The organism is Rathayibacter sp. AY2B5, from assembly GCF_002931645.1.
Classification (GTDB): Bacteria; Actinomycetota; Actinomycetes; order Actinomycetales; family Microbacteriaceae; genus Rathayibacter.
Genome location: NZ_PSUE01000016.1, coordinates 34,866 through 48,076, shown reverse-complemented (window position 1 = coordinate 48,076; position 13,211 = coordinate 34,866). Strand labels below are relative to the sequence as shown.

Below are 13,211 nucleotides of genomic sequence, written 5' to 3'. Positions count from 1 at the left end.
CGCAGGGGTGGAGCGCGCGTCGTTGCTGGTGCGCGGGCCCTCCGGGAGGAGCGCGGCGCGTCCCACGCCCGATCGACGGCGGCGGCCGGGGTCAGCAGGATGTGCGCATGACCCGCCAGGAGAACGGCCGGCGCACCGCCGCGCCCGCCCGCGCGCCACGCACGCGCCCGACCGTCGGCTCCGCCTTCGACCCGCGGTCGAACAGCATCAACGCCCTGCGGCTCGGGCTGGCGGTCCTCGTCATCGTGTCGCACTCCTTCCCCCTCGGCGGCTACGGCGACGACCCCGGGCTCGGCGGCTCCACCCTCGGCGCCTGGGCGGTCGGCGGGTTCTTCGCCACCTCCGGCTTCCTGATCACCGCGAGCCGGCTGCGCTCGCGATCGCTGGTCGACTTCCTCTGGCGGCGCTTCCTCCGCATCTATCCCGCCTTCCTCGTCTCGCTCCTGGTCGTGGCCTTCGTCGCCGCACCGCTCGCGTCGCTCCTCCTCGGAGCCGGCGAGTACAGCGCGGCCGGGGCGGTGCGCTTCGTGGTCGCCAATGCGGCCCTCTACATCCGGGAGTACGGCATCGCGGGGATGCTCGGCTCCGTCCCCTACCCGGGCGCGTGGAACGGCTCGCTCTGGAGCCTGTTCTACGAGTTCGTCAGCTACGTCGTGATCGGCCTGCTCGTCTCCCTGGCGCCCGCGCGCTGGGTGCGCCCCCTCGTGGTCGCGGGATTCGCGGGCCTCACCCTCGTCGCGGCGGTGCTCGCGACGGACCTCGTCCCGTTCCCGGCGCCCCTCAACCAGACGGTGACGCTCGTCGGCTACTTCCTCGCCGGCGCGCTCGTGCACCTGTACCGCGACCGCCTCCCCCTGACGGGCGCGCTCACCGCTGCCGCGGCCGTGCTGCTCGTCCTCGTGATCGCGACCGGCCTCTACCGCGTGCTCGCCGGCCTCCCCCTCGCCTATCTGATGGTCGCGCTCGGCGCCCGGCTCCCCCTCCGCCGGGTGGGCGCGACCCACGACGTCTCCTACGGGATGTACATCTACGCGTTCCCCGTGCAGCAGCTGCTCTCGCTGGCGATCGTCGGAGCCGGAGCCGACGTGCCGCTCTGGGCGTACATCGTGCTCTCGGTCGCAGCGACGGTCCCCCTCGCGTGGGCGAGCTGGCTGCTGGTCGAGCGCCCCGCGATGCGGCTGAAGCGCCTCACCGCCCGGGCTCCCGTCGACGTCGAGGGCCACGTCCTGCGCTGAGGCCCGGAGCCGCGAGCCCGGAGCCGAGAGCCCGCGGCCGAGAGCCGAGCCGAGCCGAGAGCACGGAGCCGCGAGCCCGCGGCCGTCCTCGCACACCCGCCCGCCCGCAGCCAGCCACACCCGGAGCCGCCCGCCCGCAGCCCCCGCCGGTACCCGCGAGCCCCGCGCAGCCGCCGGACTCCGACCCGCCGCGTCAGCCGTCCCAGCCGCCGGGGAGGTCGCGGACCACCCGCCAGCGCGGGTCGAGCTGCGTCGCCGCTCCTCCGTTCCACGCGCGGCTGTGGAACCACGGCGCGATCACGTCGGCGCCGCCGTGCACGTGGTCGCCGAGATGCGCGCCCCAGTACGAGAAGGTCGAGTTCGTCAGCACCAGGCGGCGGGACGCGGCCAGCAGGGCGAGCTGCTGCGGCACCGGCGTCCCCGCCCCCGGGAAGCGCACCTCGACGCCCTCGAGGACGCGGGCCAGCTTCACCCGGCACCAGTCGAGGTCGTCCGACACGATCAGGACGCTGCGCACGGGCTCCCGCTCGCGGGCCAGGGCGAGCGCCGCGTCGACGTACTCGACCACGTCGAAGGAGTAGCGGCCGCGGAAGGCCGGGACGCTGTAGTAGTCGCCGCGCCGGATGTTCACGGTGAGGTCCGCCTCCGGTCGCGCCGCCGCCGCCAGAGCGGTGAAGGGGCCGCCGGGCGGGAGCAGCATCGTCGCGACGAAGTCCGCCAGCTCGTCCGCCGTGAACTCCACGCCGAGCTCCTGGTGGACGCTCCCGAGCTCGCGGGGGCTGAAGAACGACATCTCCGCCGGGGGCACCACGAGCTCCTCGAGGACCCGCGGGAAGACCTCCGCCCACTCCGCGGTCCTCCGCGTCGCGCGCACCGCGGTCGGCACCCCGCGGCTCCGGCGGGCGTGGGCCTGCAGCCAGAAGTAGGCGAGGTTCCCGACCCCGAACGACTCGCCGGGCAGCAGCACCGTCGTGCCCCGTCGGCGGAGGGGCGCCAGCAGCGCGGAGCGGACGTCGCCGAGCGTCACCACCGCGGGCCTCCCCTGCTCACGAGAGCTCTCCGAGCGCCACGAGCTGGGCGAAGCCGGGGTGCGCGGCCCGCACCTCCTCGAAGGTGCCGGCCCCCTCGATCCGGCCGCCGTCGAGGAAGAGCAGCCGGTCGGCGCCGCGCACGGTCGAGAGCCGGTGGGCGACCACGAGGACGGTCATGCTGCCGTGCAGCTCGGCGACGGCCCGCGAGATCTCGTGCTCCGTGCGGTTGTCGAGCGCCGACGTCGCCTCGTCGAGGACGAGGACGGAGGGGCGCCGGTACAGCGCCCGGGCGAGGCCGAGCCGCTGGCGCTGGCCGCCGGAGAGGCGGACGCCGCGCTCGCCCACGCGGGTGTCCAGACCCTGCGGCAGCCCGCCGACGAACTCCTCGAGCTGCGCCGTCCGCAGCACCTCGCGCACGCGCTCGTGGTCGACCTCGGCCGCCGGCACCCCGAAGGCGACGTTCGCGGCGACCGTCGCGTCCAGGAGGAACACGTCCTGCGGCACCACGCCGAGCCCCGCGTACCAGGCCGCGGGGTCCTCGTCGATCGGCCGCCCGCCGCAGAGGATCCGGCCGCTCGTGGGCGGGAGCAGACCGAGGACCAGGTCGAGCAGGGTGCTCTTGCCGGCGCCGCTGGATCCGACGAAGGCGGTCGTGGCGTTCCGCAGGATCACCAGGGAGACGTCCCGCACCACGTCCACGTCGGAGTCGGCGTAGCGGTACGTGACGTGCTCGAGCGCGATGTCGCCGGAGTAGCGGCCGCCCGGCCCGGGCCTCTCGTCGTGCGCCCCCTCGGAGGCGAGCTCCTCGGCCGCCTCGGAGACGATCCGCAGGCCCGCCTGCCCGCTGCGCACGATCGCGAAGGTGGCCGAGACGCGGTTGAGGGTCGGCAGGGCGCGGAGGGAGGCGGCCGCGAAGACGCCCAGGACGGAGAGCGCCTCGGCGCCGGAGCCGGTGGCGACGAGGATCCCCGAGACGCCCACGACGGCGACGACGAAGCCGATCTCGAGCAGGTACTTCGGCAGCTCCGAGACGAGCGAGAGGGAGCGCAGAGCCTGGGCGCTGCGGCGCTTGGCCCCGCTGAAGCCGGCGACCAGGCTCGCCGCGCTCGACGTGAGGCGCGCCTCGCGGAACCCGTCGAGCGAGGGGAGCAGGAACTGCCACGACTCCAGCGCCGCCTCCGCCATCTCCTCGCCGATCCGGCCCTGCCGCCGCCGCAGGAGGGCCTGGACGCCGCCGAGCAGCACCGCGAAGAAGACGGCCGCGAACAGGGTCGCGACCGGCGAGGCGACCAGCAGGATCGCCACGATCGCGACGAGCACCAGCAGGTCGGAGGCGATGCCGATCACGCCGAGCAGCACGCCGGCCGCCTGCGCGCTGGCGTCGTTGATGGTCCGGTACACCTCGGCGAGGCGCCGGGAGCGGTGGACGGCGTAGGGCGCGAGGACGTACCGCCGCAGCAGCTCCGTCGCAGCGTCGGCCGAGATCCGCGTGGTGCGGCCGAGCAGCCACCACCGGAAGACGATCGTCCCGGCGCTCTTGAGCACGAAGACGACCGCGACGAAGCCGGCGATGATCGGGAGGAGGGTCTGGACGTCCGTCGAGCCGAGGACGCCGGAGAGGACGCCGAGCGCGCCCGTGGTGGTGTCGGTCCCGGTGAGCAGCGCCATGAGCGGCACCATCGCGGCGACGCCCAGGGTGTCGAGGACCGCGAGCGCGAGGGAGCCCGCGACGGCGGCGGTGATCCAGCCCGGAGAGGCGGCGCCGGCCAGCGAGAGGAGGGTGCGCAGCCCCGGTCGCAGGGACCCGCCGCTCACGCCGCCACCCCCTCGTACACGGCGGCGATCCCGCCGCACATGGCGGAGACGTCCCGCACGGCGCGAGGAGCCGCGGCCCTCGACGCCTGCCGCTCCAGCGCCGCGGCCACCGCCTCCGGGTCGTCGGCGTCGACCAGCGAGTCCCGCTCGACGATCTCGGGGTTCCCGCCCACCGCGGAGGCGACCACGCCGATCCCGCGGGCGGCCGCGTCGAGCAGCGTGTAGGAGCAGTTCTCCCAGACCGAGAGCTGGGCGACGACGTCCGCCGCGGCGAGCGCCGCCTCCGGATCGGCGAAGCCGGGGAACGACACGGCGTCGCCGAGGCCGAGCCGCTCGGCCCGGGCGCGCAGGGCGCCGTCGAGCGGTCCCTCGCCGGCGACGGTCAGCGTGGCGCCGGGGACGCGCCGGCGCAGCACCGCGAAGGCCTCGAGCAGCGCGTCCAGGCGCTTCTCCGGCGCCAGGCGCGCGAGCGAGAGGACCCGGAGGGAGCCCGGCTCCCCCTGCTCGCGGTCGCGGGGCGCGGCGTCGACGCCGTTCAGCACGACCTGCACCGGCAGGCTCGGCCGCCACTTCTCGATCATGGTGCGGCGAGTGGCCTCCGAGACGGCGATCGCGCCGTCGAAGGACCGCAGCCGCGCGTGGTGCGCCGCCGCGGTCGTCCGCGCCCGCAGGGCGGTGCGGTGGTAGACGTCGGGCCCGGCGATGCCGTGCTCCGTCGTGACGCGGCGGACCCCGCGGGGCAGCGGGGTCGCCGCGGCCACGAGGTCGGCGTGGGCGAGGTGGGAGTGGACGATCGCCGGGCGGAGAGCCGCCGCGGTCGCGCGCAGGGTCGCCACGGAGTCGGGGGCGCCGGCGGACACTCCGAAGCGCCCGGTCGTCACGGCCGAGCCCTGCTCCCGCAGCCGCTCGGCGAGCGCTCCCTCCGGGCAGAGCACGACGAGGCGGTGGCCGGGGATCCCGTGCCGGGCGGCGTCGAGGACGTGGCGGGCCACCCCGCCGAACTCGCCGACCGGCACCGCCCAGAGCGCGAGCGGGGTCACAGCCACTCCTCCAGCCGCTCGAGCGCGGTCCAGAAGCCCTCGCCGCTGTTGACGTGCCCCTGCCAGATCTCGGGGATGAACGGCACCCCGGGCGCCAGCTCGTCGAGCGACGCCGCGAAGTCCGGCCAGTCGATCTCGCCCTCGCCGATCTGCACCCCCTCGCCGTCGACACCCGTCGCGTCGACGAGGTGCAGGTGCGCGCTGAGCGGAGCGAGCAGCGCCACCGCCTCCGAGAAGGCGAGCCCGAGGTGGTTCGCCGCGAGCTTGGTGTGCGAGGCGTCGAGGCAGAGCGGCGTGCCGGTCGCGGCCGCGAACTCCGCGGTGTCGCGCGGGTCCACGAAGAGGTTGTGGAACTGCTGCCCGCCCATGAGCCACGGGTAGGGCGGGAGGGTCTGCGCCAGCACGCGGACGCCGCTCGCGTCGATCCGCTCGAGGGCGTCGGCGACGCGCTCGTAGAGGGGAGCGCGCTGATCCGGAGCCACGTGCGCGTGCCGGGTGAAGCCGCCCATCGTGACGACCATCATCGGGTCCTCCTCCTGGCGGAACCAGCGCGCGAGGCTCCGGGTGGTCTCGACGGTGCGCTGCACCTCCGCGATCGAGCGCTCCCACACGTCGTCGTCGAAGGAGGCGAGGTCGACGAGGAAGTCGCCCGCGAACAGGTCCGGCAGGTGGGTGGTGAAGCCGGAGTCGAGGCGGCGGGTGAACACGTCGTCCGGCTCGATCTCGAGGTCGCGGTACGAGAAGTGGAACTCGAAGAAGTCGGCGTTCGACTCCGCGGCGAGCGCCGCGTGGTCGTGGTACCGCACCGGCAGGCCCCAGGGGCGGCGGAACCGGAACGGCCGGCCGGACGGCGTGCTCTCGCGCAGGTCGCCGGCGAAGAAGAACCCGCCCTCCTCGACGTCGCGGTGGAGGGCGCGGCCGAGCAGCTGCGGCAGCTCGTTGGGCTGGAGGCCCCGGCCGGGGCTGCGGACGACGACGTCGGCGGCGCGCACCACGTCCCCGATCGACAGGTCGCGGGAGGCGACCAGCGACTTCGCGAGCGAGACGCGGTTCATCGACTCCCCCGTCGAGACCGATCGGGCGTCGCGCGTGCCGAGCGAGTCCTCGATGTCGCGGATCTCGCCGACCATGCGGCGGAACTCGTCCGGGAGCAGGGACACCGTGTGGTCGTTGCCCTCCATCCCCCGGTCGACCGTGAAGTGCTTCTCGACGATGCGGGCCCCGCGGGCGACCGCGGCGACGGGGACGTGCCAGCCCCGCTCGTGGCCGGAGTAGCCGACGACGCCGCCGCCGATCTCGGCGAGCCGGTCGAGGTAGGCGAGGTTGAGGTCGCGGTAGGGCGCCGGGTACGTCGACTGGGTGTGCAGCAGGGCGAAGGAGGTGCCGAGCGAGCGCAGCAGCGCGACCGACTCGAGGATCTCGGACTCGCGGGACATCCCGGTGCTGAGCAGCAGGGGCAGCCCCCGGGTGCCGGCGTCCTCGATCAGGCCGTGGTTGGTGAGGTCCGCCGAGGCGATCTTGAGGCCCGGGATCCCGTAGTCGACGAGGGCCTGCACGCTCGGGGCGTCCCACGGGGTGCAGAGGACGTCGATCCCGGCCTCGGCCGCGTGGTCGAAGACCCGGAGGAGCGGCTCGGCGGGCAGCGAGAAGCGGCGCAGGAGGTCGATCGTGTACTGGGCGCCGAGGTCCTCCCCCGCGGTGGCCCCGCCGGCGCGCCGGTAGAGGGAGTCGAGGTCGCGCAGCTGGAACTTCACCGCGTCGGCGCCCGCCTCGACCGCGAGGTCGACCAGCCGCCGCGCCAGATCGACCGAGCCGTTGTGGTTGTTGCCGATCTCCGCGATCAGGAAGGCCGGGTGGCCGTCGCCCACCTCGTGGCGGCCGATCCGCAGCGCCCGGTCGCCCTCGACCGCGATCGCGACGAGGTGCCCGCGATCGTCGACGAGCGGGAGGTGGCTGATCCCGTCGCGGCCGAGCCGGGCGGCGATCGCGGTGGCCGGCTCGTCCGCTCCCGCCGTGCGGACGGCGGTGTTCGCGACGGCGAGGGCCGGGACGTCGAGGGAGGCCGTCGGGTTCGCGATGATCCAGCGGCGGAAGTCGCCGTCGGACACCGACCCGCGGAGGATCCCGTGCCCGTCGACGCAGAAGACGATCCGCTGCTTGTTCGCGTTGATCTTGGCCAGCGCGGTGAGCACCGGGTCCTCGGCGAAGACGATGAACGGGGCGAGGTGCCGGTCGATGATCATGCGCCGCCTCCCGCCGACAGGCCGAGGAGGGTCTGCTCGACCACCGCGAGGTCCGCCTCGGTGTCGATGTCCCCGCCCTCCGCCTCGTCCATGACGAACAGGCCGACCCGGCCGCCGATCCGGTTGCGCTCGCGCTCGTAGACCTCGGTGCGGGTGAGGTAGAGGGACCCGGTCTCGCGGTAGAAGAAGTCGGCCTCGGCGAGGTCCTGGCGCCGCGGCCGGGCCGTGACGTCGTACTGCGGCACGGAGGCGCCCTCCTGCAGCCGCCAGAGGAACGGCGTCTGCGGGACGACGCCCACCAGCGAGTCGACCCCCGTCGAGGCGAACTGCTCGAGCGCGCGGGCGAGGGTGCCCGGGAGCCGGATCGGCGAGGTCGCCTGGAGGAGCATCACCGCGTCCGGGCGGCGCCCCAGCGCGGCCCGGTGCTCGATCGCGTGGAGCACGACGGGCTCGGTCGCCGTCTCGTCGCGCGCCAGCTCGGCGGGCCGGAGGAACGGCACGTCCGCTCCCGCCCCCTCCGCGATCGCGGCCAGCTCGGGGTCGTCGGTCGACACGAGCACGTCGAGACCGGCGGCGAGCGCCTGCTCGATGCTCCAGACCACCAGCGGGCGGCCCGCGACGGGGCGGGCGTTCTTGCGCGGGACGCCCTTCGAGCCCCCGCGCACGGGGATGACGCAGAGAACGGTCACGGGGTGCCTCCTTCGGCGATGGCGAGTGCCCGGCGGGCGACGGCGACGGCCGGCTCGACGGACGGGACGGGCGGAGCCGCGGTCGGCGTCTCCCCGCCCCAGCGCGCGAGCCGGTACCGGCTCCAGAACTCGAGCACCCAGGCGGGCGGGTCCTCGCAGACGACCCACGCGGGGATCCCGGCGGCCGCGGCCTCGAGGACCCCGGTCGAGAAGATCGAGGCGACCGGCCGGGCCTGCGCGGCGAGGTCGCCGCCGCGGAGCACCCGGATGCCGCGGCGCTCCCACCGCGCGTGCTGCCAGCGCGAGCGGCGGTCGACCTCGGCGGGGTGGGGGCGGTAGTCGGCGCCCGCCTCGCGGCAGAAGCGGGAGGCGGTGGCCGCGGCCGTCCGCCGGGGCAGCTCCGCGCCGTGCAGCTGGCCGAGGAACAGGGGCCGCTCCTCGAGCCGCTCGGGGCGCGGGCGGCGCGACGCGGTCCAGAGCAGCTGGCTGCCGACGACCTCGGTCTCCACGTCGCTGCGGCCGGAGGTCCAGAAGGCCGCGTCCTCCTCCGAGAACGCCAGCAGCGTCGCTCCGGGCGGGAGCGGCGGGGCGGAGGGGGTGAGCAGGCCGTGCTGCACGACCAGGAAGCGGGCGCCGAGGATTCCGGACCAGCGGTGGGCGGCCGCTCCCGCCGCGAGGAAGTGGCCGGTGGCGATCACGGCGCGGAGGCCCCGCAGCTCGGCGGGCGGGTCCGCCTCCGGGTCGACCGGGTGCGCCCTCCAGCGGCCCGGCAGCAGCCCGGACAGCGCGTCGCCGGCTCCGGAGGGAGCGAGGACCGCCGCGGGAGCCCCGCCGAGAGGAGCGAGCGAGGCCGCGGTCGAGGCGAGGGCGCTCGCCGTCGACGCCTCCACCGCGAGCAGGACCGCGGGCCGGTCGCCGCGCACGTGCAGCACCAGGCGGGTCGGCTCGGAGCCCCGCAGCGCCGCCCGGGCGGTGCGCAGCGGGTCGCGGCCGCGCTGCCAGCGGCGCCAGGCCTCCAGGTCGGTCGGGTGCGTCAGCGCCACAGGGCCCTCACCTCCCGCATCCGGTGCACGAAGGTGTGCTCGGCGCCGGTGCGGCGCGCGCCCGCCTCGCGGATGCGCCGCGCCCACGAGGGGTCCGCGCCCGCCCGCCGCACGTGCTCGACGAGCTGGTCCCGCTCCTCGAAGACGAGCACCTCGCTGCCCACCTCGTAGAACTCCGCCACCTCGGGGCGGTCGATCAGGGTCAGCGCCCCGACGCCCGGGGCCTCGAAGGCGCGCATCGAGAGCCCGCCGTGGCCCGCGCCGTGCAGCGCCAGGGTCGCGGTCGAGCCGGCCATCACTCCGTAGTAGCCCGCCCGCGGGACGTCGCGGCGGGCGGGGACGCCGGCCGAGCGCCAGCGGCCGGTGCGCGCCACGTCCCAGGGATGGCGCGACCACTGCCGCCCGTACGCCTCGACCGCGACCCCGCCGGCCGCGAGCTCCCGCAGCACGCGCTCGCGCTCGGGGTAGCGGGCGCCGACGAAGGTCACCGCGGAGGAGGGGCGGGGGCGGAAGGAGAGGAGGGAGTCGAAGGCGTCGGGCAGGTGCCCGGCCGGAACCCCCGCGCGGACGAGCTCGGCGACGTCGGCGACGGAGTAGCTGACGATCGACACCGCCTCCCCGGCGAGGGAGCGCAGACGGTCGACGGGGTGCCCCATGTTGCGGAGCTCGTCGTAGAGCCAGAGCACCACGGGGACGCCGGCGCGGCCGATCTCCTCCCACCAGGCGTCGCCGAGGGAGTCGCCCTTCACCACGAGGACGGCCCGGGGCCGGACGGCCCGCAGCGCCGCGATCGCGCGGTCGGTCTCGGCGCGCATCGACGAGCGCCGGAGCCGGCCCCCGGGGAGCCGGTGGCCGAGTGCGTCGCGCACGTGGCCCAGCCCGGTCGCGGCGTCGTAGCGGTGGACGACCACGTCGTCGCCCAGGTGGGCCAGCGCCGATTCGAGCGCCTCCCAGTAGCCGTGGAAGACCGGGCTCACCACGAGCACGGGCCCGCTCACCGGGACGCCGCCTCGGCGGCGGCGACGAGCCGGAGCTCGCGCCGGAGGACGGCCAGCGGGCGCACGTCGCTGCCGGCGGCGGCACGCACCGCGTTGGCGGCGAGGTTCACGGCGGAGGCGGCGCGCAGGGCCGCGGCGAGGGCGGCGGGGCGCCCGCCCCACTTGCGGGCGTAGCGCAGGCGCGAGGCGACCAGCCAGATCAGCCGGCGCGCGGGGTCGGAGGAGCCGCCTCCCGTGTGCTCGGCGACGACGGAGCCGGCGAAGACCGAGGGCACGCCGCGCTCGCGCAGCCGGCGCTGGAGGTCGACCTCCTCGCAGTTCATGTGGAAGGACTCGTCGAACCCGCCGACCGCGCGGAACTCGGCCACCGGCAGCAGCATCACGGCGCCCACCACCCAGTCCACCGGCACCGTCGCGCCCGGGGCGCACCGGGTGTCGTGGCCGACGGCGGCGTGCAGCCGCGGGCGCCAGCGCGCGAGCGGAGTGAGCCACTCCACGACGTAGTGGCGCAGCCGCGGGAAGCGCCGGCCGACCCACTGCCGCTCCCCGCCCGCGTCGACGAGGTCCGGAGCGACGACCGCGGGCAGCCACGGCCGTCCCGCCTCGAGCAGGTCGCGGAGGAAGGAGGGTCCGACGACGAGGTCGCTGTTGAGCACCAGGAGCAGCGGGTGGCGCGCCCGGGCGGCGCCCGTGTTCACCGCTGCGCCGAAGCCGCCGTTCCGCTCGCGCCGCACGACCTCCACTCCGTCGGTCCCGGCCGGGAACGGGATAGGGGAGGCGTCGTCGACGACGACGATCTCGAGGGCGGAGGGCGACTCCTGGCTGCGGAGCCGCTCGACGAGGGCGAGCGCGGGCGCGGGGTCGCCGTAGTGCGGGATCACGACGCTCACCCCCTCGGCGGTCACCTCGCGACCGTCTCGGCGGCGCGGTCCCGGCGGAGCGAGCGGCGGGTGCTCCGGACGGTGGCGGCCGGGGGCTCCGCGCCGACGGGCAGAGCGCCGAGAGCGGGGAGGATCACCCGGAGCAGGGCGTCGATGTCCTCGACGGCCGCCGCGGCGACGTCCGGTCCGCGCCCGAACGGGTCGGCGAAGTCGTCCTCGGCGCCGTAGGGGGCGGTGTCGTCGGCGAGCAGCCGCAGGAGCGGGACGCCGGGGGCGGCTCCCGCCAGCCGGGCCGCCCGGCGGACCGTGGTGGTGCGGCGCGCGGCGGCCGGGAAGTGGCGGGTGACCCACTCCCGCTGGCCCGCCTCGAACACGAGCACGGGGTCGGTGCCGGCGAGCATCCGGCTGTCGGCCTGGCGCGCGCGGTGCCCGGCCGTGGAGAGCCCGCGGGCCCGCAGCGCATCGCTGAGCTCGGGGTCGAGCCCGCGGCCGGCCTCCGCGTGCGTTCCCGCGCTCTCGACCCGCCAGTCGGAGCCCGCGCCGAGCAGGCGCGCCGCGATCAGCTCGGCCGAGGGCGACCGGGCCACGTTCGCATGGCAGAGCAGGAGCAGGCGCCCGCTCATCGAGCCGCCCGGCGGGACGTCTGCGGAGGCAGGGCCCGCGACTCCACCGGGGCGAGCTCGGACCGGCGCGGTGCCGCCGCCGCGCGCTTGCGCCCCGTCGCCGGCTGCGGCTCCGCGTAGTACGCGTTCTTGCGGTCGTAGTAGTAGTACCCGGTGTCGCCGTCGCGGGCGGTGACCATGTTGAGCACGGTGCCGAGCACGCGGGCGCGGACCTGCTGGACGATCCGCCGGGCGGCGACGACCTCGGGCCGGCGCGTCTGGTTCGAGGCGACGACGAAGACGACGCCGTCGACGACGGTCGCGACGATGGAGGCGTCGGTGACGGGCAGCACGGGCGGCGCGTCGATGATGACGAAGTAGTCCTTCGAGAGGCGCGCGACCAGGGCGCGCATCGCCTCGGAGCCGAGCATCTCGGACGGGTTCGGCGGGATGTGCCCGGCCGGGAGGGCGTAGAGGCCCGCGGTACCGGTGGGGCGGATCGCGTCGTCCACAGGGATCTGGTGGCTGAGGACCTCGCTGAGGCCGATGGCGCCGTCGATGTCCAGCATCCGCGCCACGGAGGGCCGGCGGAGGTCCGCGTCGACCAGGAGGGTGCGCTGCCCGGACTCCGCGGTGACGCGGGCCAGTCCGGCGGCGATCGTGGACTTGCCCTCGGCCTGGTTGGCGCTGGTGATCACGACGCTGCGCGTCTCCTCGTCGACGCTGGAGAAGCGCAGGCCCGTCCGGAGCGAGCGGAACGCCTCCGCGGTGAGCGCGTCGGTGCCGCGGCGGCCGCCGGTCCGGCCCGGGCGTCCGGCCTTGGGGATGCGGCCGAGGACGCCGACGCCGAAGAGCTCGGTGAGGTCGTCGACGGTCCGCACGCGGATGTCGAGGGCCCGGCGGAGGAAGGCGAGACCGAAGCCGAGAACGAGCCCGCCCAGGGCGCCGAGCAGGATGTTCCGCACCCAGTCGGGGCTCGTCGGAGCGGCGGGCGGCTCCGCGTTCTCGAGCGGGACGACGGTGATCTGCGGTGTGCGGTCCGCGGTGGACTGCGTCTCGATGTCGGTGATGACGGCCGCCAGCGCCGCGAGCGCCCCGTTGGCCAGTGCTGCGGCGTTCTGCGCGGTCCCGGCCTCGGCGGTGACCTCGATCAGGGTGCTGCCCGGAGCGACCCTCGCGGTGAGGCGGCCGCTCAGGGCCTCCCCGCCGGGGTTCGCCTCCGGGTCGGCCTCGATCCGCTCGGAGACGGCGCTGCTCGAGATCAGCGGAAGGTAGGCGTTGGCCCGGGTCACTGCGGTCTGCGACCCGCTGATCGCATCGGCCGAGCTGCCGTCGCTCGCGGCGATCACGAATCCGGCCGAGCTCGACTCGTAGACCTTCGGAGTGAGGAACGAGAAGGCGGCCATCGCCAGAGCTCCGACGAGCACGGCGCCCACGAGGGTCCGCCAGTTCCGCCGGATGAATGCGATGAGATCGACGACAGTCACTGCGCACCTTTCTGCGTGCCGCGCATGCGCCGCACGACGATGCTGAGGTGTCGGTCACGCTAGCAATGCGGAGCGCCTTTCCCTAGGCGGTCCCCGACCCCTCGGGAGGCCCTTTCTGCGAGGATGACGACATGTCCGCGCCAGGGG

At 75.7% G+C, this 13,211-nt stretch carries 11 protein-coding genes; 1 reads left to right on the top strand and 10 read right to left on the bottom strand.

What is annotated here, in order from left to right:
* The first annotated feature begins 107 nt into the window (after nucleotides 1-107).
* Nucleotides 108-1,235, top strand: a complete 1,128-nt coding sequence (locus tag C5C30_RS11230; protein WP_104333744.1) for an acyltransferase — start codon at nucleotides 108-110, stop codon at nucleotides 1,233-1,235.
* 193 nt (nucleotides 1,236-1,428) lie between these two features.
* On the opposite strand, the gene C5C30_RS18170 is transcribed toward C5C30_RS11230, so the two are convergent.
* The 10 genes from C5C30_RS18170 to C5C30_RS11180 are packed head-to-tail and all read right to left on the bottom strand — an operon-like array spanning nucleotide 1,429 to nucleotide 13,064.
* On the bottom strand, nucleotides 1,429-2,265 hold the full coding sequence (locus C5C30_RS18170; RefSeq protein ID WP_104333743.1) for an alpha-1,2-fucosyltransferase: 837 nt from the start codon (nucleotides 2,263-2,265) through the stop codon (nucleotides 1,429-1,431).
* 16 nt (nucleotides 2,266-2,281) lie between these two features.
* Nucleotides 2,282-4,081 carry an ABC transporter ATP-binding protein gene (locus tag C5C30_RS11220; protein ID WP_104333742.1) on the bottom strand — a complete coding sequence of 600 codons (1,800 nt, stop codon included), beginning with the start codon at nucleotides 4,079-4,081 and terminating at the stop codon, nucleotides 2,282-2,284.
* Nucleotides 4,078-5,121, bottom strand: a complete 1,044-nt coding sequence (locus C5C30_RS11215; protein ID WP_104333741.1) for a glycosyltransferase family 4 protein — start codon at nucleotides 5,119-5,121, stop codon at nucleotides 4,078-4,080. Before C5C30_RS11215 ends, C5C30_RS11220 begins: the two co-directional genes overlap by 4 nt.
* Nucleotides 5,118-7,364, bottom strand: coding sequence for an N-acetylneuraminate synthase family protein (locus C5C30_RS11210; protein ID WP_104333740.1), 2,247 nt, complete (start codon nucleotides 7,362-7,364; stop codon nucleotides 5,118-5,120). The genes C5C30_RS11215 and C5C30_RS11210 overlap by 4 nt, the downstream gene beginning before the upstream one ends.
* On the bottom strand, nucleotides 7,361-8,053 hold the full coding sequence (locus C5C30_RS11205) for a cytidylyltransferase domain-containing protein (RefSeq protein WP_104273571.1): 693 nt from the start codon (nucleotides 8,051-8,053) through the stop codon (nucleotides 7,361-7,363). The genes C5C30_RS11210 and C5C30_RS11205 overlap by 4 nt, the downstream gene beginning before the upstream one ends.
* Nucleotides 8,050-9,096 carry a hypothetical protein gene (locus C5C30_RS11200; RefSeq protein ID WP_104273572.1) on the bottom strand — a complete coding sequence of 349 codons (1,047 nt, stop codon included), beginning with the start codon at nucleotides 9,094-9,096 and terminating at the stop codon, nucleotides 8,050-8,052. The genes C5C30_RS11205 and C5C30_RS11200 overlap by 4 nt, the downstream gene beginning before the upstream one ends.
* Nucleotides 9,087-10,094 carry a glycosyltransferase gene (locus tag C5C30_RS11195; protein ID WP_104263340.1) on the bottom strand — a complete coding sequence of 336 codons (1,008 nt, stop codon included), beginning with the start codon at nucleotides 10,092-10,094 and terminating at the stop codon, nucleotides 9,087-9,089. The genes C5C30_RS11200 and C5C30_RS11195 overlap by 10 nt, the downstream gene beginning before the upstream one ends.
* Complete coding sequence (locus C5C30_RS11190) at nucleotides 10,091-10,999, bottom strand: glycosyltransferase family 2 protein (RefSeq protein ID WP_104333739.1); 909 nt, start codon at nucleotides 10,997-10,999, stop codon at nucleotides 10,091-10,093. Before C5C30_RS11190 ends, C5C30_RS11195 begins: the two co-directional genes overlap by 4 nt.
* Entirely contained in the window at nucleotides 10,996-11,598 is a 603-nt protein-coding gene (locus C5C30_RS11185; RefSeq protein ID WP_104333738.1) for a low molecular weight phosphatase family protein, read from the bottom strand. Before C5C30_RS11185 ends, C5C30_RS11190 begins: the two co-directional genes overlap by 4 nt.
* On the bottom strand, nucleotides 11,595-13,064 hold the full coding sequence (locus C5C30_RS11180) for a polysaccharide biosynthesis tyrosine autokinase (RefSeq protein ID WP_104333737.1): 1,470 nt from the start codon (nucleotides 13,062-13,064) through the stop codon (nucleotides 11,595-11,597). The genes C5C30_RS11185 and C5C30_RS11180 overlap by 4 nt, the downstream gene beginning before the upstream one ends.
* Nucleotides 13,065-13,211 lie beyond the last annotated feature (147 nt).